The sequence below is a fragment of the Pyramidobacter sp. CG50-2 genome (assembly GCF_003612005.1).
GTDB lineage: Bacteria > Synergistota > Synergistia > Synergistales > Dethiosulfovibrionaceae > Pyramidobacter.
Window position 1 is genome coordinate 18,502 of the sequence record NZ_RAWT01000005.1, and the last position, 18,759, is coordinate 37,260.

At 60.5% G+C, this 18,759-nt stretch carries 16 protein-coding genes and 1 other RNA gene; 12 read left to right on the plus strand and 5 right to left on the minus strand.

Features of this window, described 5'->3' with window-relative positions:
• Positions 1-56 precede the first annotated feature (56 nt).
• Positions 57-1,841 (minus strand): hypothetical protein, encoded by a 1,785-nt coding sequence (locus D7D26_RS01750; RefSeq protein WP_120371778.1) that lies wholly within the window; start codon positions 1,839-1,841, stop codon positions 57-59.
• Between the two features lie 245 nt (positions 1,842-2,086).
• On the opposite strand from D7D26_RS01750, the gene sdaAB reads away from it, so the two are divergent.
• Both sdaAB and sdaAA read left to right on the plus strand, forming a co-directional pair.
• Complete coding sequence (gene sdaAB, locus D7D26_RS01755) at positions 2,087-2,770, plus strand: L-serine ammonia-lyase, iron-sulfur-dependent subunit beta (RefSeq protein ID WP_120371779.1); 684 nt, start codon at positions 2,087-2,089, stop codon at positions 2,768-2,770.
• Entirely contained in the window at positions 2,767-3,648 is an 882-nt protein-coding gene (gene sdaAA / locus D7D26_RS01760) for an L-serine ammonia-lyase, iron-sulfur-dependent, subunit alpha (RefSeq protein WP_120371780.1), read from the plus strand. Before sdaAB ends, sdaAA begins: the two co-directional genes overlap by 4 nt.
• A gap of 125 nt (positions 3,649-3,773) precedes the next feature.
• Here sdaAA and D7D26_RS01765 read toward each other — a convergent pair whose 3' ends face one another.
• The gene (locus D7D26_RS01765) at positions 3,774-4,619 is read right to left on the minus strand and encodes an AraC family transcriptional regulator (RefSeq protein ID WP_120371781.1); all 846 of its coding nucleotides are present in this window, start codon (positions 4,617-4,619) and stop codon (positions 3,774-3,776) included.
• Positions 4,620-4,999: 380 nt separating this feature from the next.
• Here D7D26_RS01765 and metF point away from each other — a divergent pair, with 380 nt between their 5' ends.
• The 3 genes from metF to D7D26_RS01780 are packed head-to-tail and all read left to right on the plus strand — an operon-like array spanning position 5,000 to position 8,929.
• Positions 5,000-5,878, plus strand: coding sequence for a methylenetetrahydrofolate reductase [NAD(P)H] (gene metF, locus D7D26_RS01770; protein ID WP_078015429.1), 879 nt, complete (start codon positions 5,000-5,002; stop codon positions 5,876-5,878).
• A 47-nt stretch (positions 5,879-5,925) separates the two neighbouring features.
• Complete coding sequence (locus D7D26_RS01775; RefSeq protein ID WP_158606229.1) at positions 5,926-6,552, plus strand: vitamin B12 dependent-methionine synthase activation domain-containing protein; 627 nt, start codon at positions 5,926-5,928, stop codon at positions 6,550-6,552.
• A complete protein-coding gene (locus D7D26_RS01780; RefSeq protein ID WP_120371783.1) occupies positions 6,536-8,929 on the plus strand; it encodes a homocysteine S-methyltransferase family protein in 2,394 nt (797 codons plus the stop codon). The genes D7D26_RS01775 and D7D26_RS01780 overlap by 17 nt, the downstream gene beginning before the upstream one ends.
• A 101-nt stretch (positions 8,930-9,030) precedes the next feature.
• Here D7D26_RS01780 and D7D26_RS01785 read toward each other — a convergent pair whose 3' ends face one another.
• Together D7D26_RS01785 and D7D26_RS01790 are read right to left on the minus strand one after the other, a co-directional pair.
• Positions 9,031-9,861 (minus strand): nucleoside phosphorylase, encoded by an 831-nt coding sequence (locus D7D26_RS01785; RefSeq protein ID WP_120371784.1) that lies wholly within the window; start codon positions 9,859-9,861, stop codon positions 9,031-9,033.
• A gap of 147 nt (positions 9,862-10,008) precedes the next feature.
• On the minus strand, positions 10,009-13,071 hold the full coding sequence (locus tag D7D26_RS01790) for a hypothetical protein (protein ID WP_147413024.1): 3,063 nt from the start codon (positions 13,069-13,071) through the stop codon (positions 10,009-10,011).
• A gap of 394 nt (positions 13,072-13,465) precedes the next feature.
• On the opposite strand from D7D26_RS01790, the gene D7D26_RS01795 reads away from it, so the two are divergent.
• Complete coding sequence (locus D7D26_RS01795) at positions 13,466-13,762, plus strand: hypothetical protein (RefSeq protein ID WP_120371786.1); 297 nt, start codon at positions 13,466-13,468, stop codon at positions 13,760-13,762.
• A 10-nt stretch (positions 13,763-13,772) separates the two neighbouring features.
• Positions 13,773-14,735, plus strand: a complete 963-nt coding sequence (locus tag D7D26_RS01800) for an ArsA family ATPase (RefSeq protein ID WP_078015376.1) — start codon at positions 13,773-13,775, stop codon at positions 14,733-14,735.
• A gap of 70 nt (positions 14,736-14,805) precedes the next feature.
• Here the strand turns inward: D7D26_RS01800 and D7D26_RS01805 are convergent, their stop codons facing one another.
• Positions 14,806-15,291: a DNA-deoxyinosine glycosylase gene (locus D7D26_RS01805; protein ID WP_120371787.1), complete on the minus strand. Its 486-nt coding sequence runs from the start codon at positions 15,289-15,291 to the stop codon at positions 14,806-14,808.
• Between the two features lie 172 nt (positions 15,292-15,463).
• On the opposite strand from D7D26_RS01805, the gene D7D26_RS01810 reads away from it, so the two are divergent.
• The 5 genes from D7D26_RS01810 to D7D26_RS01830 all read left to right on the plus strand — a co-directional run bounded on the left by D7D26_RS01810 (position 15,464) and on the right by D7D26_RS01830 (position 18,658).
• A complete protein-coding gene (locus D7D26_RS01810) occupies positions 15,464-16,024 on the plus strand; it encodes a hydrolase (RefSeq protein ID WP_120371788.1) in 561 nt (186 codons plus the stop codon).
• Between the two features lie 262 nt (positions 16,025-16,286).
• An RNA gene (rnpB, locus tag D7D26_RS01815) (RNase P RNA component class A) lies at positions 16,287-16,630 on the plus strand.
• Positions 16,631-16,939: 309 nt separating this feature from the next.
• The gene (gene mraZ, locus D7D26_RS01820) at positions 16,940-17,377 is read left to right on the plus strand and encodes a division/cell wall cluster transcriptional repressor MraZ (protein WP_199674648.1); all 438 of its coding nucleotides are present in this window, start codon (positions 16,940-16,942) and stop codon (positions 17,375-17,377) included.
• Positions 17,367-18,308 carry a 16S rRNA (cytosine(1402)-N(4))-methyltransferase RsmH gene (gene rsmH, locus D7D26_RS01825; protein ID WP_120371789.1) on the plus strand — a complete coding sequence of 314 codons (942 nt, stop codon included), beginning with the start codon at positions 17,367-17,369 and terminating at the stop codon, positions 18,306-18,308. Before mraZ ends, rsmH begins: the two co-directional genes overlap by 11 nt.
• Positions 18,309-18,349: 41 nt before the next feature.
• Entirely contained in the window at positions 18,350-18,658 is a 309-nt protein-coding gene (locus tag D7D26_RS01830; protein WP_147413025.1) for a hypothetical protein, read from the plus strand.
• The last annotated feature ends 101 nt before the right edge of the window (positions 18,659-18,759 follow it).

The following is an 18,759-nucleotide window of genomic DNA, read 5'->3' on the forward strand; positions in this document are numbered from 1 at the left end:
GATAAAGTCACTCTCTTGCAATAAAAATTTAAAATCAATCCCTTGTGTTCATTACATCAGGCGCAAAGATTTCCACAATCGCCGCGGGGGGACGTTTTCGCCGTTGAAAATATCATAACCGTTTCGTGATGTCCGCGCCTCACCCGAAGAGGTGATTCCACGGCGGCGTTGCCGACGACCCGGTGGACCTGGCGCCCGGAGCGCGCTCTGATGCCGGCGTCTGGTCCGGGAGCTTCTTCTTGCCTCTGCTCCGGGGCGGCATCGGGGCCTGTGGACTTTTCTCCGTCGGCGGGGGCTCTCCGTCCTTCGCGCATTTTCCGCTCAAGCAGACGGCTGAACTGGGGTTCCCTGACGAACAGTTCGGCGTCGGCGCCGTCGAGGCCGGTCATGGTGATATTGAAGACGCCGAAAGCGTCCATCGCGTCGACGGTCTCTTCGGCGGCGCGGCGTCGTTCGTCGTCCATGTCCGGCGAACCGAACCGGTCGATCAGTTTTTTCAGCTCGGTCCTGAGGGCGGGGAGATCCAAACTGAAGGCGAAATAGCCGGGCTTGTCCAGCGCGTTCCGGATGTCGTCGGCCGGCGAGGGCGTCCGTTCCAGTTCGGCGCTGTCCTGAAAAGCGGCGATGAAGCCCCGCGGCGACGAAGCGGCGTAGCCGGAAAAGAGCAGATTGTTCGACAGGCGCAGTCCTTTCCACTGTCCTTGGGCGAACGGCTCGGTCTTGGCGGCGGCGCGGGATTCAGTCTGCTTTTGGAGAAGCCCCAGCAGCAGATCGCAGACGCGCCGGTTGGCGCCGCTCAGATGGATGTAAAAACCGGGATAAGACCCCAGCAGCCCGCTGGATCTCCCTGATACGGCGATGGTGATGCGGCCGCGCAGCGCTTCCGCCAGATCGCTCATGGTCAGACCGAAATTTTCCAGCGCGGGGAGCAGCTTCTGGCGCAGCGAGCTGTCCAGAGCGTCTTCGCTCGGCAGCAGTTTTTCAACGCTCAGCAGCGCCAGCAGCGGTCCGCCGCCGACAAGAAACGGCTTTTCCTGAACGGGAGGGAGCACGTATCCAGGACGAGTAACGGCGCTGCCATTGGCGGCTTCGAACGCCCCGGTCCCGCTTGCGTTGCTCCACAGCCGGGCGCGCAGCGAACGCTCGGTGTCGCTGATGCCCACTTCGAACGCAAAAGGAGCCTTAAGGAACCTGCCGGGCAGGTTTCTCCGTCCGAACAGGAGCGGCAGCTGCGACGGCGGCACGAAAAAGGCAAATCCTATGGGCGCCGGCGCGTGCTTCGGCTCCAGCAGCTCGGTATCCGGCACGGCGGCCATCGTTTCGAGCAGGGTGGAATCGTCCGAAGCGCCGACGATGAAGCGCTGCCCGCCGCGCGTCAGCAGCGCGATATAGACGGGCGACTCCGTGGAACCGGCCACCGCCAACGTCTCAAGCGTGGTCCCCGGAGGCGCCGCGTTCAGATGAAGAGGAAAGGTTTCGCTCCCGAAGGGCAGCTGAAATCCGTCGTCCAGTTCGACGGCGAAAACTCCCGCGCCGACGCTCCGCGCGCCGACGTCGTAGCGCCACCGGCCTTCGACGCTGCCGGCGTGCAGGACCAGTTCGCGGAAATCGGGGTCTTCGTCCAGTTCCATGGCGGCGGCCGCCGCTTTGCTGAAAATCCGTTCCAGCGGCCTTGCGCCGTCGTTGAAAAGCGCTTTCACGTTCTCGCAGCTCATGGAGAGCCGGCTTTCTTCCTTGAAAAAAGGCGAAACCAGCTGCGCCGTGGTCACCGCCCCGGCGGGAACGGCCCACAGCGCGGCGGCGAGAAGCAGCGGCGTTGTTCGGTACGATATGAAAGACATGCGATCGCTCCTTTTATGGCAGATAGTCAACACGAATAGGACGGATTCAATATAATGAAAATGTTTTCCGAAATCAAGCGCATTTTTGAAAACGCCGCGCCGCGTATTTTTGACGGGACCATGCCGCTGTGGTAAAATGTCACGCTATCCGGCGAGGCGTTCCCTTTCGGAAAAGTCTCGCGGGCGGCTCTCCGCGAACGGGCGGCCGCTGATTTTTATCATCCTTTAAGGAAGAGTCGATCGAGATGTCGTTACTGGATATTGTCGGCCCGGTGATGATCGGGCCGTCCTCGAGCCATACCGCCGGCGCCGTCAGGATCGGCATGCTGGCGCGGCGTCTCTGGGGATGGGAGCGTCCGCTGCACGCGGCTAAACTGTTCCTGCGCGGTTCCTTCGCCGCCACTTATTGGGGGCACGGCACCGACTGCGGGCTGGTGGCCGGCCTGCTGCGCATGCGGCCCGACGATCTGCGCATTCCCAGATCGTTTGAGGTCGCCCGCGCGGAAGGGCTGGATTTTTCTTTCGACACGGAAGAGATCGACGGCGCGCATCCCAATTCCGTGCGCGTCGTCATGTCGGACGGCGCGGAACAGTGCGAGGTCGTCGGCGCTTCCATCGGCGGCGGCGCCGTGGAACTGCGCGCCGTCGACGGTTTCCCCATGGTCGTGCCGTTCGATCAGCCGGCGCTGATCGTCATGCATCGCGACCAGCCGGGCGTCGTCTCCGCCATCACCGGCGAATTTTTCCGCCGGGGGCTGAACGTGGCGCGCATGGAGATGGAACGCCGCGTGCGCGGCGGCATGGCCGTTTTCGTGTTCGTCCTCGACGGCGCCGTTCCCGCCGATCTGGACGAGCGGATCCGGACGATCGTTCCCGCCTGCCGGCGCGTGATCCTGCTGAAAAGCGCCGAGGAAGGAGCGTCCGCATGAGATCCCTTGAAGAATTGGTCGTCCGCGCCGGCGAGCGCGGCTCGCTGCCGGAAGCCGTCCTCGCCATGGACGCCGAAGAGCAGATGATCGACGCAGCCGCGCTGCGTTCGCGTCTGCGCGCGCGCCTCGAGGTGCTGCGCGAAACGGTCGCCGCGGCGCTGGCCGGGCGCTGGCAGCCGAAGCTGATCGGCGACGACAAGGACAAATACGCGGCTTTGCGGCGCGCCCCGATGTCGGGCGAATTGGTCTGGCGCGCCAGCGAGATCGCCGTGGCGCTGGGCACCTGCAACGCCTCGATGGGGCGCATCGTCGCCGCGCCGACGGCAGGCAGCTGCGGCATTCTGCCGGGACTGCTCTTTGCCTGGCAGGAAACGCGGCATGGCGGCGACGAAAAACTTCTGGAAGGGCTGATTGTCGCCGCGGCGGTGGGCGAGATCGTCTCCCAGCGTGCCACGCTGGCGGGCGCTTCCGGCGGCTGTCAGGCCGAGTGCGGCGCGGCGGCCGCCATGGGCGCGGCCGCGCTCTGCCACATGGAAGGCGGCTTGCCGGAAGCCTGCGCCCACGCCGTGGCGCTGGCGTTCAAGTCGATCCTCGGGCTGGCCTGCGATCCCGTGGCGGGACTGGTGGAATCGCCCTGCGTCAAGCGCAACGGCACGCTCGTTTCCATCGGCGCGATTGCCGCCGACATGGCGCTGGCGGGGATCCGCTCGATCATCCCGCCCGACGAGGTGATCGACGCCATGGGCGACGTCGGCCGCGCTCTGCCGCCCTCGCTGCGGGAAACGGCCCGCGGCGGCTGCGCGCTGACGCCCACGGGCAAGGCGCTGACGAAGAGGCTGAACGAGAACCGAGCGGAAGCGGGAGCGGCTCTCGCCTGAAACGCTCGGAAAGAATCCAGTTCCCCGGGCGAAAAGCCCATGTTCGATGCTCTTCGTCCACAATACATTTTCAACGATGGAAAGAGGGCGGCAGCGCTTTTGGCTGTCGCCCTCTTGATTTTTGATTATTCCTTTTTGGCGATGGGAATCCACAGTTCCATCGTGTACCCCGGACTGTACATATCGCCCTTAAAATATACTTCAAAATCAGGTGTTCCCGCGTGCATGTATCCCTGTTCCGGCAAGAACACTTCCATGGCGTATTTCCACCCTTCGTGAATGCAGTCGGGAATCGCTCCCTCCAATGACAGAACGGCATATTCAGCTTCTTTGATCTCTACGACCTCCAGTCCCATTTCCCGTGCCTTGGGGATGTCGTTGACATGGTAGCAGGCCATATAGTTGATCTTGTTCCCATTTTTCATGTCAAAGCACATCCCATAGCTTTGACCGTTCCCCAGGCGGGAAAGAGTTTCGTGGCTCCACTTTGCGAACAGTTGATCCCAAACCGCTGGGCAGGAGGCCGAATCGATATTCTCCAATTTGACTCCGGCCACGGCAAATCCGCTTTTCTTTTGGATTTTCACATCCATGCTTTTTCCTCCTCTTATGCTGAGCGTTAATTGAATGGGAGAAAACACCCGGTATGCTTCCCCGTTTCGTACTTGCGTAGGCGTGACGCGATGAAAATTCTTAAAAGCGTTCGTAAAGGAATTTGATGATTCGTAGCCGTATTTCATGGCAATATCTATGATTTTGCCGCTTGTTTCCTTGATCTCCACGGCGGCCTTCGTCAGCTTCCTAAGCCGTATATATTCCGACAGCGTCATATTTGTCAAAATAGAAAACAATCTGCTGAACATGGCGTAGGAATAACTTGACAGACAGGTGACTCTGCTTTCGTCGATTTCGCCGCTCAATACGCTTTCGATATAGCGTATGGTTTCGTTGAACGCTCTTATCATCTGCATGGCACGACCCCCTACGACACATATTTTAGCCGAGTTCTCTGGCGAATACCCTATATTTCCCGTACAAAAAAAGTATCGGCCGCTGATTTAGAACATCATTCGTCTCCATCATTTTAACCTGTTGTCGAGCAAACAGGCTCTTGCGCCCATCGGTATTCTGTGATACTATCCAAAAATCCGAATAATCGGTTTTCCTTTATCCAGAGTCAGGGGAGAGAGTCAGCTCAACGATCCTGCGCCAACCTGTCCGCGTCGTGCGGACGTGGTGGTCCTGCTGACAGCGATAAGCCGCTGGGGCGAGAAAATTTTGCAGCCGTCTTGTCGTGAACAGGGCGGCTGTTTTTTTTATGGAAATTTGAGGTAAAAGGAGTCGTGTCCGAATGAACAACGCTTTTGAAGAGATGCTTCCCAATTTCTCCTTTGAAATTTTTCCCCCGAAGAGGACCGGCAGTCTGGAGTCGATTTACGACACGGTAGACGCGCTGGCCAGCCTGCGTCCCGACCTGATCAGCGTCACGTACGGCGCGGGCGGTTCGAACCGCGACAACACGATCGAAATTGCCTCCACGATCCAGAACCGTTACATGCTGCCCGCCGTGGCTCATCTGACCTGCGTGGGCAGTTCGCTGGAACAGACCGACGCGCTGCTGGCGGAGCTGAAGGAAAAAGGCGTGCGCACGATCCTGGCGCTGCGCGGCGACCGCCGTGCCGACGCGGATTTCGGGGACGGTTACTTCAAGCACGCGGCGGAACTTGTGGCTCACATCAAGAAAAATTACGATTTTCGCGTGCTGGGGGCCTGTTATCCGGAGAAACATCCCGAAGCGCCTTCGCTGGAAGCCGATATCGCCCATCTGAAGGAGAAGGTCGACGCCGGCGTGGACGCGCTGATCACTCAGCTCTTTCTGAACAACGACGATTTTTATCGTTTTCGTGATCTGGCGCAGAAAGCCGGCGTCAACGTCCCGATCATCGCCGGCATCATGCCGATCACCCAGGCCAGCATGCTGGACAAAGTGGTCTCCCTGTGCGGCGCTTCGATCCCGCCGGCAGTGCGGCGCTTTGTAGACGCCTACGGCCATAACGCCGAAGCCGTCCGGGAAGCGGGGATCGCTTACGCGGCGTCGCAGATCGTCGATCTGCTCGCGTCGGGCGTGGAGGGCATTCACATTTACAGCATGAACAAGGCCGGCGTCACCCGCCAGATCGCCCAGAATATCCACGGCATCCTTTATTCGCTGCGGGTGAAGAGATCCTGATGGAGCCGACGCGCAGACATCTGGAAGAAGCATTGCGCTATCTCCGCGTGCCTGATCGGGGGCGCGAGGAAGTGTTGGAGATGGCGCGCGCCGGTTTCGCGGAGCTGGGCGGCTGCGCGCATCCGCGCAAAGTCTGGAAACGTTTCCCGCTGACGGTCGGGGAGCGCGGCATTGCGCTGGGGGACGGTTCGGTGGAGTGCGTCTCGCGCGATCTGTCCCGGCTGTTCAAAAACTGCCGTTCCTGCGTCGTCATGGCGGTGACGCTGGGACCGGAAGTCGATCGCCGCACGCAGCTTCTCGGCCGCGGCAGCATGAGCCGGGCGCTGTGCCTTGACGCCTGCGCGTCCGTGCGGGCCGATTCGCTTTGCGACGAGATCGAAGACGAAGTCGGGGAAACGCTGCGCGAAGGCGAGTACCTGACGCGGCGCTTCAGCCCCGGTTACGGCGACGTTCCCATGCAATTTTCCGGCGACCTGCTCCGGCTTGTCGATGCGGAACGCCGCATCGGCCTGACGATGACGCGGCAGGGCATGATGATCCCCATCAAGTCGGTGACGGCGCTGATCGGGATTTCCAGCGTACCGGAACGGCGGCGGCGCGGCTGCGACGACTGCTCCTTTGCGGCCTGCCAATACAGAAGAGAGGGCGGTTTCTGCCATGATGAAAGAATTTGATCATGTCGTCATGTTCGACGGCGCCATGGGCACGATGCTTCAGAAAAAAGGCCTGAAGCTCCGCGAGATTCCCGAAAGCCTGAACGTGAGCCGGCCGGAACTGATCGAGTCGATCCATCGCGAATACTTCGCGGCCGGCAGCGATTTTGTGCAGACCAACACGTTCGGCGCCAATCCGTACAAGCTCGAGGGAACGGGGTATGGAACGGAACAGGTCATCGAGGCGGCCGCGAAGATCGCGCGCCGTGCCGCGGACGCTTTTTCCGGCAAAGGGATCCTGCTCGACATCGGCCCTTCGGGGCGCGCCATGGCTCCCGTCGGCGACGCCGATTTCGACGAGATCTACGGATCGGTGGCCCGTCAGGTGCGCGCCGGCGCGGAACTGTGCGACGGCATCCTGCTCGAGACCTTCACCGATCTGCTGGAGGCGAAGGCTTCCGCGCTGGCGGCGCTGGAGAACAGCGACAAGCCGGTGTTTTTGACCATGAGCTTTCAGGAGGACGGACGCACGTTTTTCGGCACGCCCGTGGAAGCCATGATCATGACTTTCGAGGGGCTGGGCCTGTCGGGACTGGGCGTGAACTGTTCGCTGGGGCCGGCCCAGCTGGCGCCGATCGTGAAAAAACTGACCGCTCGTTCGCGAGTGCCGGTCATCGTCCAGCCCAACGCCGGCCTGCCGGTCGTGCGCGACGGCGTTTCCGGATGGGACGTGAGCCCCGCCGAGTTCGCGGACTGGCTCGGGCAGTTCGTCGGTTGGGGAGCGGCTTTTGTCGGCGGCTGCTGCGGCACCACGCCCGAATTTTTGTCCGCCGCCAATGACGCGATCGGAAACCGCCGCCTGCGTCCGCGCAAGGTCGCGCCTCTGCGCGGCGTATGCAGCGCCACGCGCGTCGAACCGTTCGACCGCAGCGTGGTCATCGGCGAGCGCCTCAATCCCACGGGCAAGAAGCGACTCAAACTGGCGCTGTACGAGCACGATCTCGACTACGTCGTGCTCGAGGCGCAGAAGCAAAAAGAACAAGGCGCCGGGGTGCTCGACGTCAACGTGGGACTGCCCGACGTCGACGAGCCGGCCATGCTCCGGGAAGTCGTCACGGAGCTTCAGGGCGCCGTCGATCTGCCGCTGCAGCTCGACTCGGCCAACGCCGCGGCGCTGGAAGCAGCCGCCCGGCGTTACGCGGGAAAGCCGCTGCTGAATTCCGTCAGCGGCAAAGAGTCCAGCCTCGCCGCCGTGCTGCCCGTGGCGAAAAAATACGGCGCCTGCGTGCTTGGCCTCTGCCTTGACGACGGCGGCATCCCCCCGACCGCCGAAGCGCGGCTCGCCGTGGCGCGGAAAATCGTCGGCCGCGCCGCGGCGCTGGGCATCCCCAAAGACGACGTTTTTATCGACTGTCTGACGCTGACCGCCTCCGCGCAGCAGGATCTGGCGCTGGAAACGATCAAGGCCGTGCGCCTGGTCGGCGAGCGCCTTGCCGTCAAAACGACGCTGGGCGTGAGCAACGTTTCCTTCGGCCTGCCGCGCCGCCCGCTGATCAACCGGACGATGCTGGCCGCGGCGCTGGCGAACGGACTCAGCGCCGCCATCGTCAATCCCGGCGAGAGGAACGTGCAGGAGACGCTGGCCGCCTGGCGGGTGCTCAGCGCTCAGGACCGCGACGCCAAAGAATATATCGATTACTGCGCCGCCAATCCCGAAGAGACGGCGTCCGCTCCGCGTGCCGCCGCCGTTTCGGATCGGGGAAAGTTTTCCGGCGGCCTCGGCGAAGCGGTCGCCCGCGGTCTGAAAGACGAAGCCCGCGCCTGCGCGGCCGAGCTCGTCAAAGAACGGCCGCCGCTCGAGATCATCGAGAAAACGCTGATCCCCGCGCTCGACGCCGTGGGACGCGATTACGAGGCGCAGAGAATCTATCTGCCGCAGCTGATAAAATCGGCCGACGCCGCGAAGGCGGCCCTCGAAGTGGTGAAGGCCGTGCTGGCCGGCGGTCAGAGCGGCGTCCCCCGCAGCGGTCCCAAAGTCATCGTCGCGACGGTCTACGGCGACGTGCACGACATCGGCAAGAACATCGTCAAGGTGATCATGGAAAATTACAATTTCGACGTGATCGATCTTGGCAAGGACGTGTCCGCGGATGCCATCGTGGCCGCCGTCAAGGAGACGGGGGCTGCGGTGGTCGGCCTCAGCGCGCTGATGACCACCACGGTTGCCAGCATGAAAGAAGCGATCGCCGCGCTGCGGCGCGAGTGTCCGGAAGTGCGCGTCATCGTCGGCGGCGCGGTGCTCACGCCCGATCTGGCCCGTCACGTCGGCGCCGACCGTTACGCCCGCGACGCCATGGATACCGTGCGCGCGGCGGAAGAGTTCCTGTCGCAAAAATAAAAACAGGGATCTGAGCTCGGCATGAGTTCAGATCCCTTTTTGATTGCTTTTGCCGGCGGCGCGCGGAAAAAATTCGACGGGCGGCGCTCGCGCCGCGCCTTTTACCCGAGCCGCGGCGTCCAGTATTTTTTGCCGGCGGCGCGTTTTTTCGCGTCGCGGACGCAGAGGATCTGGACCGCCCGATTGCAGGCGGCCATGGCCGGTTCGAGCGGAGCCGAGACCATCTCGTCGGTGACGCGGTTGGCCACGGCCACGCAGAGGCAGCCGCTGCGGAAGCCGTACAGATTGCCCATCGTGAAAAGCGTGGCCGCCTCCATCTCGAAATTGAGCACGCGGGCGCGGCGTAGATCCTCGACGACGTTTTCGAAAAACGACTGCCGGTAGCCGCGGTAACCGGGGCGCCCCTGCCCGCAGTGGAACGAGCCGGTGGAGCAGGTGAGCCCCACGTGATACGTCAGGTCGAGTTCCTCGCAGGCCTCGATCAGCGCCAGCGTCACCTCGTGATCGGCGGCGGCCGGGTAACAGTCTTCCACGTACAGGTTGCTGGCCCCGTCGTGACGCACCGCCGCCGTGTTGACGATCAGATCGCCGCAGGCGATGTCTTCTTGGATGACGCCGCAGGTGCCGAGGCGGATGAACGTGTCGGCGCCGACGCGGAGCAATTCTTCCACGGCGATGGCAGTCGAGGGGCCGCCCATGCCCGTGGAAGTGACGGAAACGGGCGCGCCGCCGGTCGTTCCCGTAAACGTGCGGTGCTCGCGATTGCCGGCGACGAAGCGCCGCTCGTCCCATGTTGCGGCGATCACGTCGGCGCGGCCGGGATCGCCGGGCAGAAGCACATAAGGCGCCACGTCGCCGGGCGCGCACTGGATGTGGTACTGCCGCCCCTCCATCTCCGGCGCGTCGGCGCTGGATTTCCAATTTCCCGTCATGGTCAGGTCACTCCTTCTGCGCCGTTGGAATTCAATGACAGCGCGAGACTTTACAAAAAATTATAACACGGCGGCGGCACGACGACACAAGACTCCGCAGGTATTCCGGCTGCGGAGTCTTGTGTCGTCGTACAGGGGGCGAAACGCTTATTTCTTCCTGCCGTTCCTGTTTTTCGCTTTGAGCTTGGCGGGATCGGGGCCGACGGGAAGAGGATAACTGAGAGAGTAGCGCTGATACGTTTTTTTCTGCCCGGCGTCTTCGGTCCAGTCGGTGGTCGCCACGTCGGCATAGCTGCCTTCGCCGCCGAATTTCATCAGGCCGATGTTGAATTCTCCGTAATTTTTGCCGGAAACTTCCAGATCGAAGTCGCGGAACTGCGCGGCGAGGCTGCCGCCGATGAATTTTTGCAGAAAGTTGGAGGCGAGGCTCTCGGCGGAAACGTTGCCCGACACTCCGGCCTGCATGACGGCGCCAAGGCCGCCCAGCAGACCGTTGAGAACGCGCATGTTGACGCTGCCGCTGACGAACATGTGATAGACGGTGTCGCCGCGTTGCAGCAGATCCTTGGGGATCATGGCGGGATCCAGTTTGGGGAGCGTGCGCGCCCGCTTCCATGCCGTGCCGGTGAAGGAAACGAAGTGGAAGAACGTGTCGTCGGGCCATGCCGTGATGGCGCTGCCGGGCAGGACGAAAACTTCGCCGTCGTTGACGTTGAAGAAAACGTTGCCGTGCTGGATTCTGAACGGGGCTTTGCCGGTGACGGCGAGCTGTCCCGGATATTTGTCGACGACAACGTCCCGGACGCGGATCCTGCCGTCGCCCTGTACCAGCGTGGTCAGTCCGGAACGGACGGTGCCCCTGAAGCTGACTTCGCTTTTTCCGGCGATCTGTGCCGGAGGCGCGAACGGAGCCGCGAGACGGTTCAGGTCGATGTCCTTGCCGTTCAGCTGCACCGAATAAGTCCCCTTGGCCACGTCGCCGTCCGCTTTCACATGGAACGCGCCGCCGCCGAGTTCGAACTGTCCGTCGGGGATATCCACTTTGTTCTGCCTGAAAGCGAAAGGGATCAGCACGTTGCTCACCGGCACCTGTGCGGCGGTGATAAGCGGCGAAGCGGCCTGTCCTGTCACGCTGATATCGCTGCCGTCGATCTCGCTGTGGACGGTGAGCGAAACGCGGCCGTTCGCGACGCCGGCCAGAGAGGGATCGAGCGCGTCGAGGCGGACCGTGGGGGCCGTGACGTCGAACGCGCCTTTCAGTCCCTTTTTGAAATCCACCGTGCCGGCGATCTCGGGGCGGCGGTCGCCCACGGCGATCGAAGCCTTTATTTCGACGCGGTTCTCTTTCAGCTCGGCTGCGCCTTTGGGATTGACGATCTTGAATCCGCTGAGCTGGATCTCTTCGCTTTCCAGTTCGGCGCTGACGTGCGGTTTTTCCAGAGATCCCTTGACGAGAAGAGAGGCCGTCACGCTGCCGGCAAATTTCATCGTGTGGGGAAGGATTTCCGTCAGATCCATTTTCTCCACGTCGAGCCGCAGGTCGAGCGATGAACGACGTCTGTCGAGCGGCAGGACGACGGTCCCGCCGCCGCCGAAGGGCGCGTCCCGTTTGGTGCGCCCTTTCATCTCCACGTTCATCTTTTCGCGGCCGCCGCTGACGTTCAGGGCGACTTCTTTGACGCCGAACTGACCCGCGTCCAGCCTGTCGATGCGGGAATCGAGCGCGAGTTCGGGCCTGGCCGCCGTGCCTTTCAAATGGAATTTGCCGTGAAAAGTGCCGGCGACGGTTCCGCCGGGAACGGCCGAGCCGAGGTCGAGGCGTTCGGCCATACCGTTCAGATCGAGCGCCGGCGTTTTGCCGGTCAGGCCGACGGTCCCCTGAAGCTGGACGCGTCCTTTGAAGACGTTGGCGGATACGTTCTCTATCGTCAGCTCTGTGGGGCTGACAAACACTTTGGCGGCAATGTCGGAGACGACGTATTGTTTTTGGACCGTCAGGCGCGGCAGGTGCGCGAGCATTCGGACGCGGGGCTGCGCCAACGTGCCCGTGATGCCGAGCTCGGCGTGGAGCGTGCCGTCAAGTCCGGCGCCGGCCGTCTCGGGGAACCATGAGGCGAGGTGCTTCAGCGCCAGCGAGGGAATTGTGGCTTTCATGTTCAGCGCCGCGTCCGGCGTCAGTCCCAGCGAACCAACGACTGAGAGCGACGAGCCCAGAAGATTGGCGGAGAGAGCCGCCTGAACGTTGGCGCCGTTCAGTTCGACGACGCCTTCTACGTTGTCGGCCCGATACTTTTGGTAAGCGATGTCGCCGTTTTTCAGGGCGATTTTACCGGTCGGCCGGGCAAGCGTTCCCGCGATATGGGCCTGAAGGCTTTCCAACGTGCTTGCCCCCAGTCCGGGGATCCACTTGCGCAAAGGCTTGAAGTCGACTTTTTGCAGCGTCAGGTCGGCGGCGATGCGCGGATCTGCCGGCGCCGCGTCGATGGAAGCGCTGCCCGTAACGGAGGCGCCCAGCAGCGTACCTTCGAGTTTTTTCAGCGCGATCTGTCCGTCTTTCAGCGACGCCTGCATCTGCACGTCGCTTTGCAGCGCGCGGAGGCGCAGGTCGAGCCGTTCCGGCCGGCCCGTTTCCGCGACGGCGAACGTGCCGTCGAGGCGGATCCGCTCCTTTAAATAATCGGCGTCGAGTTCCAGAGTGTAAGCCAGTTTGTCCGGTTCCGGCTGTTCGACGTTCAGGCGTTCGACTTTCCAGCCCCGGGAGCCGGACAGATCGCTGGCGGTGAAGCTCCGCGGCGTTACGATCGAGAGGATGGGCAGGCCTTCTTCGTCCGGGCGGGAGGCTTTCCGCGAGGGAAAAAACTCTTTTTGCGCCGCGGCGGCCAGCCGCGCCAGCCGGTCCTCCGTGACGCGCAGCCCCTCCAGCTCGCCGCGCAGGATCACTTTGCGCTGCCGCCAGCTTTCTTCGGGGTCGACGGCGACGAAGATCCTTCGCACGGCGACGATGGCGGGATCTTTTTTATCGCCGACGGTCAGCCCGCGCAGTTCGTAACCGTCGAACGGATTGCCGTCGAACTTTTCGAACGCGGCGCTGAGGTACTGCATTCTCGACAGATATTTCCCCGCGCCGAACGCGATCGTGTCGGTGGCCAGCGGCCCTCCCCAGATCGCGAAAGCGGTCAGCCCGACCATGAGCGCAATCAGCGCCAGCAATATCTTGGGGACAAGAAACCAACGAGATCGTCCTTTGCCGTTTCGCTTTTGTGGAAGCGGCTCTTTGCTTTTTATCGCGTCGATGATCATCAACCCCATTTCAGCAACGTCCCGGTAAATGTCCGTGGAATTTTTGATCCTGTAATTTTCATTGTAATATCTTGAAGGAACTCCGGCAAGAGGGCATCGCGAGCGTTTCTCGTGATTCGTCATGCAAGACGTTCCGTCATCCGCGCGGCGGGGATCGGTTTCAGCGGATGAAATGGAGCCCGCGACAAAATCGGAACGACGTTCGGTTCTCTTCGGCGTCGCCGATACGCCGGAGTGGTGTATAATAAACGAAACGGTGAGCTGTGCTGGATTATATGACGATCATGCATAGAGGTGGAGCAGAGTGGACAGAACTTTTAAAGAAAAAATGGCCGCCGCGTGGGAGTGGATCCGTCTCTTTTTCTGGGGCGCTTCGTTTGACAAGCGCATGGGCGTCGTTCGCAAGGAAGCTTACGACGTCAACGACGAGTTGATGCTGCTGCTTTTCGGCGATTATCTGGGCATCCCCAATCCGGTCTCTTACTATATGATGGAGCTGCTGCCTTACATTGCGAAGGATATTCCCGGCTGGGAGCGCCGCATGATGAACCGGCAGATGCTCATCGCGGAAAAAGCGGGACAGTACGGATTTGACGGCTAAGGAGAAAATCATGACTTATAAACGGTTCACATTCTTCGGCGGCAAGGGCGGTACCGGCAAGACGACGTGTTCGTCGGCTTATGCGCTTCATCTGGCTCGCCAAGGCGTGCGTACGCTGGCGGTGTCCACCGATCCGGCTCATTCCCTGGCCGATGCGTTTGGCACCGGAATCGGCAGCTCTGTGGTCAAGCTCGAGGAAAATCTCTGGGGACTGGAGATCGACGCTGCGCTCGAAGCGAAGAAATACATGGAAGGCATTCGCGAACAGATGCGTCAGATCGTCAGTCCCGCAATTGTGGAGGAGATCGACAAACAGCTGCGCATCGCTTATGTGTCTCCCGGTTCGGAGGAATCTGCGATCTTTGATTGTTTTGTCGATCTGATGGAGCGCGCGGGGGAGAAATACGACGCGATCGTTTTCGATACGGCCCCCACCGGGCATACGCTGCGCCTGTTGACGCTGCCCGAGGTGCTTGGCATGTGGATGGAACATCTGCTGGAAAAACGCCGCAAGGCTATGGACATGATGCGCTTGGCCTCCCATTACGAACGCGACCTGCTCGAGAAACTGAAAGAAGATCCCGTCTTCGATCTGCTGACTCGCCGCCGCGACCGTTTTCAGCGTGCCCGCGATTTGTTGACCGATCACGAACTGACGACCTTCCACTTTGTACTCAACGCCGAGAAATTGGCAGTCCTCGAGACGGAGCGGGCCGTGGCCCTGATGAACGAATTCGAAATCGCCGTGGGGCCGCTGATCGTCAACCGCGTCATGCCGCCGGAAGCGGGGAGTTTTTTCGAGAAAAGAAGAGCTCAGCAGGCTCAATATCTCGAACAGATCCAAAAGGAGTTCGGAAAGTATGGCGTCGTGCAGCTGCCGATGCTCGACGGCGACATCGAAGGCATGGGGGAGCTGGAAAAGCTCCTGCCCCTGCTGGCTGCGCTTGAGGCGAAGAAAAGCGCAGCTTCGTAAGACGACGGCATAAAAGCGGACGGAAGGCACTGGGGCCTTCCGTCCGCTTTTCTCTTGTGCGAGCGCGCGCCTACAGCCAGGGAAGGATGGCGCCGTAGGCGGCGCAAAGCCGTTCGAAGGATACGGCGCAGTTGGCGGGGCTGGTGGAGGGCAACGTTGTTGCCGGATGCCCCGTAACCGGTTCGATCAATTTGCGGTAGAAAGCGGCTGATTTTGTGCCAGTGCAGAAAATGGCCTGAATCGGGGCGCGATCGAGAACGACCGATAGATCGTTGGGCACCGGGCGCTTGATCGAGGCGTCGCTGGCGCCTTCGATCTTGCACGAGCGCAGCACGTCCCACAGCGCGATACGACGGCGCAGGACGAACTCTCGCCGAGCCTCCCGGCCGAAAGGGACCTCGCTCTTGAAAAGCGCCGCCAGAACCTTCCAGAAACGGTTCTGCGGATGGGCGTAATAGAACCCGGCCTCCCGCGATTTCGGCGAGGGCATGGTGCCGAGGAGCAAAACGCGGGATGAGGCGTCGAAAACAGGTTCCAGAGGATGAACGATGAGCATGTGATTTTCCTCCTGCGCAACGACGTATGACCTTCATTGGAGGGGCGGTCTCTCGTCGGATTAAAATGGAACGCGCCGGTTTGATTCGCACCGTGCAAAAGAGTACAATAAAAAACATGCCACCGCGGGGCGGCTCTTTTATCCGAAAATTTTCAGGGGAGGTTGTGAGGCGATGACACCGACACCGCAGGAAGCCTATGAACTGTTGAAAGAGTACAACAACGGGGAGTTTCATCTCAAACATGGCCGCATCGTCGGCGACGTGATGCGCTGGTTCGCCGTCGATCAGGGGTTCGGCGATGAGGCCGACTTTTGGCAGACGGTGGGGATTCTTCATGATCTTGACTTCGAAAAATATCCGGAGCAGCACTGTGTCAAAGAAGAAGAGATCATGCGCGAGCGCGGCGTCGACGAACGCGTAATCCATGCGACGACCAGCCATGGTTTCGGTCTGACGGGGATTGCGGTCCAACCGGAGCACCAGATGGAAAAAATTCTCTTCGCTGCCGACGAACTGACCGGTCTGATCGGCGCTGTGGCGGTCATGCGTCCCTCCAAGAGCGTCGGCGATCTTGAAGTGAAGTCCGTGAAGAAAAAATTCAAGGACAAAAGCTTCGCCGCTGGCTGTTCACGTGACGTGATCCGTCAGGGAGCCGAAATGCTGGGTTGGGAACTCGACGAACTGATCGGCAAAACGATAGAGGCGATGCGTGCCAGCGAGAACGTGGACTGATGCTGATTTTCAATCAAAAACCCGACACTGTTTCTTGATAAAACGCATTCACATACGAAGCGCCGCGAGGTTCGATCTTCCAACTGAGACATAGTATGAATCAAAGATCTGTATCAAGTCAAGTGCCGCCTGTGTTATGAGAACCGGGGCTTCAGCGAAATGGTTTCCGTCGTCGGACTTCCCGCGGCAAGAGCGCCGCGGGAAGTCGCTGGCGGAAAACTGCAGCGTGACGCGGGCACGAAACGATGATATACTTCAGAACCGGAGTGGTCCTGATAGTCGCTGCCGTGCAAACGGGAGAGGAAAGTCCGGGCTCCACAGGGCAAGACGCTGGATAACGTCCAGTTGGCGCGAGCCACAGGAAAGTGCAACAGAGAGCAGACCGCCCGGTTTCCGCACCGGGTCAAGGTGAAAGGGTGGGGTAAGAGCCCACCGGACGACAGGCGACTGTCGTGCCTGGCAAACCCCGTCTGGAGCAAGATCGAATAGGGAGGGCCGAGGCTGCCCGCTGACCTCCGGGTACAGATCGCTCGAGACATGCAGCAATGCATGTTCTAGATAAATGACTATCCCAGACAGAACCCGGCTTACGGGCCACTCCGTCATTTCCTCAAAGCATGACCCGTCTGAGAAGTTCTGCGTCGGGCGGATAATATTTTGAATTATCTGTATTATTTTTGTAATTAGTAATTCTACAATTTAGACAATTCATTGTGGATCTTCCCTGGATGGGGGAAGATCCAATTTTTTTGCTTTCGGCGTGTCATCCTTTTTTTTGTTGGATGTTTAAATCGTAAACAATTGTACCAAAGGTTCATTTTGCTACGATTGATAGGATCTTTCAGCTTATTGACCCTCTTCCAAAAAAACGATATTCTGGCCGTGGTGGAATAAAGTGGTAGAAAGTGGGGAAAAATGGACATGTTCATGGGAAGCTATGACCATCGCATAGACAACAAGGGGCGACTCGTCATGCCGGCGAAGTTTCGTTCCCAGATCGGGGACACCGTGGTCTGCACGGTGGGCCTCGACAACTGTCTTGCCGTCTACCCCATGGACGCATGGAGCGTATATCTGCAAAAGCTTCAGTCTCTGCCGTTCACCAAGGGGCAGGCCCGTCAGTTTATGCGCACGCTTCTCGGCGCGGCGGAGGAACTCCCCGTGGACGGACAGGGACGCATCCTTCTTTCCGTCAAGCTGCGCAAATACGCGCAGTTAAGCGACGCGGTCGTCGTCAATGGCGTCAATGATCATTTGGAAATCTGGAACAGCGAGAAATGGTCCGCCAGCAATGACGAGATGCTGGAGAATTTCACCTCCCTGGCCGAAGGGGTGGCGGACCTTGGAGTTTGAACATGTCCCCGTGCTCCTGACGAAAGTCGTCGAGTGCATGGACCTCAAAGCCGACGCGTTGATCGTTGACGGCACGTTGGGACTGGGCGGTTATTCGGAGGCGTTTTTAAAGCGCTCCTCCCGGTGGCGGGTCGTCGGCATCGATCGCGACGAACAGGCGCGAGACATTGCCTGCCGGCGGCTGGCTCCTTTTGGGGAGCGTTTTCTGGCTCTCGACGGAGACTTTCGAAATATGAAGGAACTGTGCGTATCCGCCGGGATCTGTGCGGTTGACTGTGTGGTGCTCGATCTGGGCGTGTCGAATATGCAGCTGGCCGACGGCCGGCGCGGTTTTTCGTTCCGCGAGGACGGGCCGCTGGATATGAGGATGGATCCCGCTGCGGGAACTCTCTCGGCGGCGGAATTGGTGAACGGTATTTCACGGGAAGCTCTGGCGGAGATTTTCAGGAAATACGGCGAAGAACGTTTTGCCTGGAGCATTGCCGGCGAGATCGTCAAGGAACGGCTGAAAAGGCCGATAACGACCACGGCGGGACTGGTGGAAGTGATCCGCCGGGGGATCCCCGCTCCGGTAATGCGGAAAATGAACGGGCATCCGGCGCGGAAGGTGTTCCAGGCCCTGAGGATCGCGGTGAACGACGAACTGGGCGCGCTGGAACAGGGATTGAACGAGGCGTTTTCGCTCTTGGCTCAGGGAGGACGTCTGCTCGTCGTGACGTATCACTCGCTGGAGGATCGCATCGTCAAGCGGCGGTTCAAAGAATGGAGCGAAGAGGGAAAAGGCGTTCCGGAGCCGCGAAAGGGACAGGTTCCGGACGACGAGGAGATAGAACGCAATCCGAAGTCGCGCAGCGCACGGCTTCGCGGTTTTTTCAAGAAAGATATGCCGAATAAGGCGGAAGGGCGGATCGGACCATGGCGCAAGGTGTGAGATATTCGAGAAGGAATTCCGGAAAGTTTGGACAGGCGTTGGTGACGTTCTTCATCACTTCGATCATGTGTCTGGGGCTTCTGTCGATGCTGAGGAACGATTCTCAGCGGATGGACGACGCCATCTCTGTAGTTCAGGGACAGCTGGAAACGTGCGAAAAAGAATGCCGCGATCTGGAGCGCGAAGCGGCGGCCATGATGTCGCCCCGTGCGATTCATACCTATGCGGCCCGTCAGCTCGGGATGACCCAGGTCCATCTGGCGGGGGCTGTCCGTCTGGATGGTGTGGGACGTTCTGGCGGCACGATGTCTGCTTCTTTGACCAATTCGGGAATAAGATTGCCCAATTGATGATGGATCGTTTGTGACAAAAAACGGGTGATGCGGAAAAATGCCGGAATGGGGAACGAATGAAACGGAGAAAGAGCCCAGACGCAGAAAAATTCAATGGT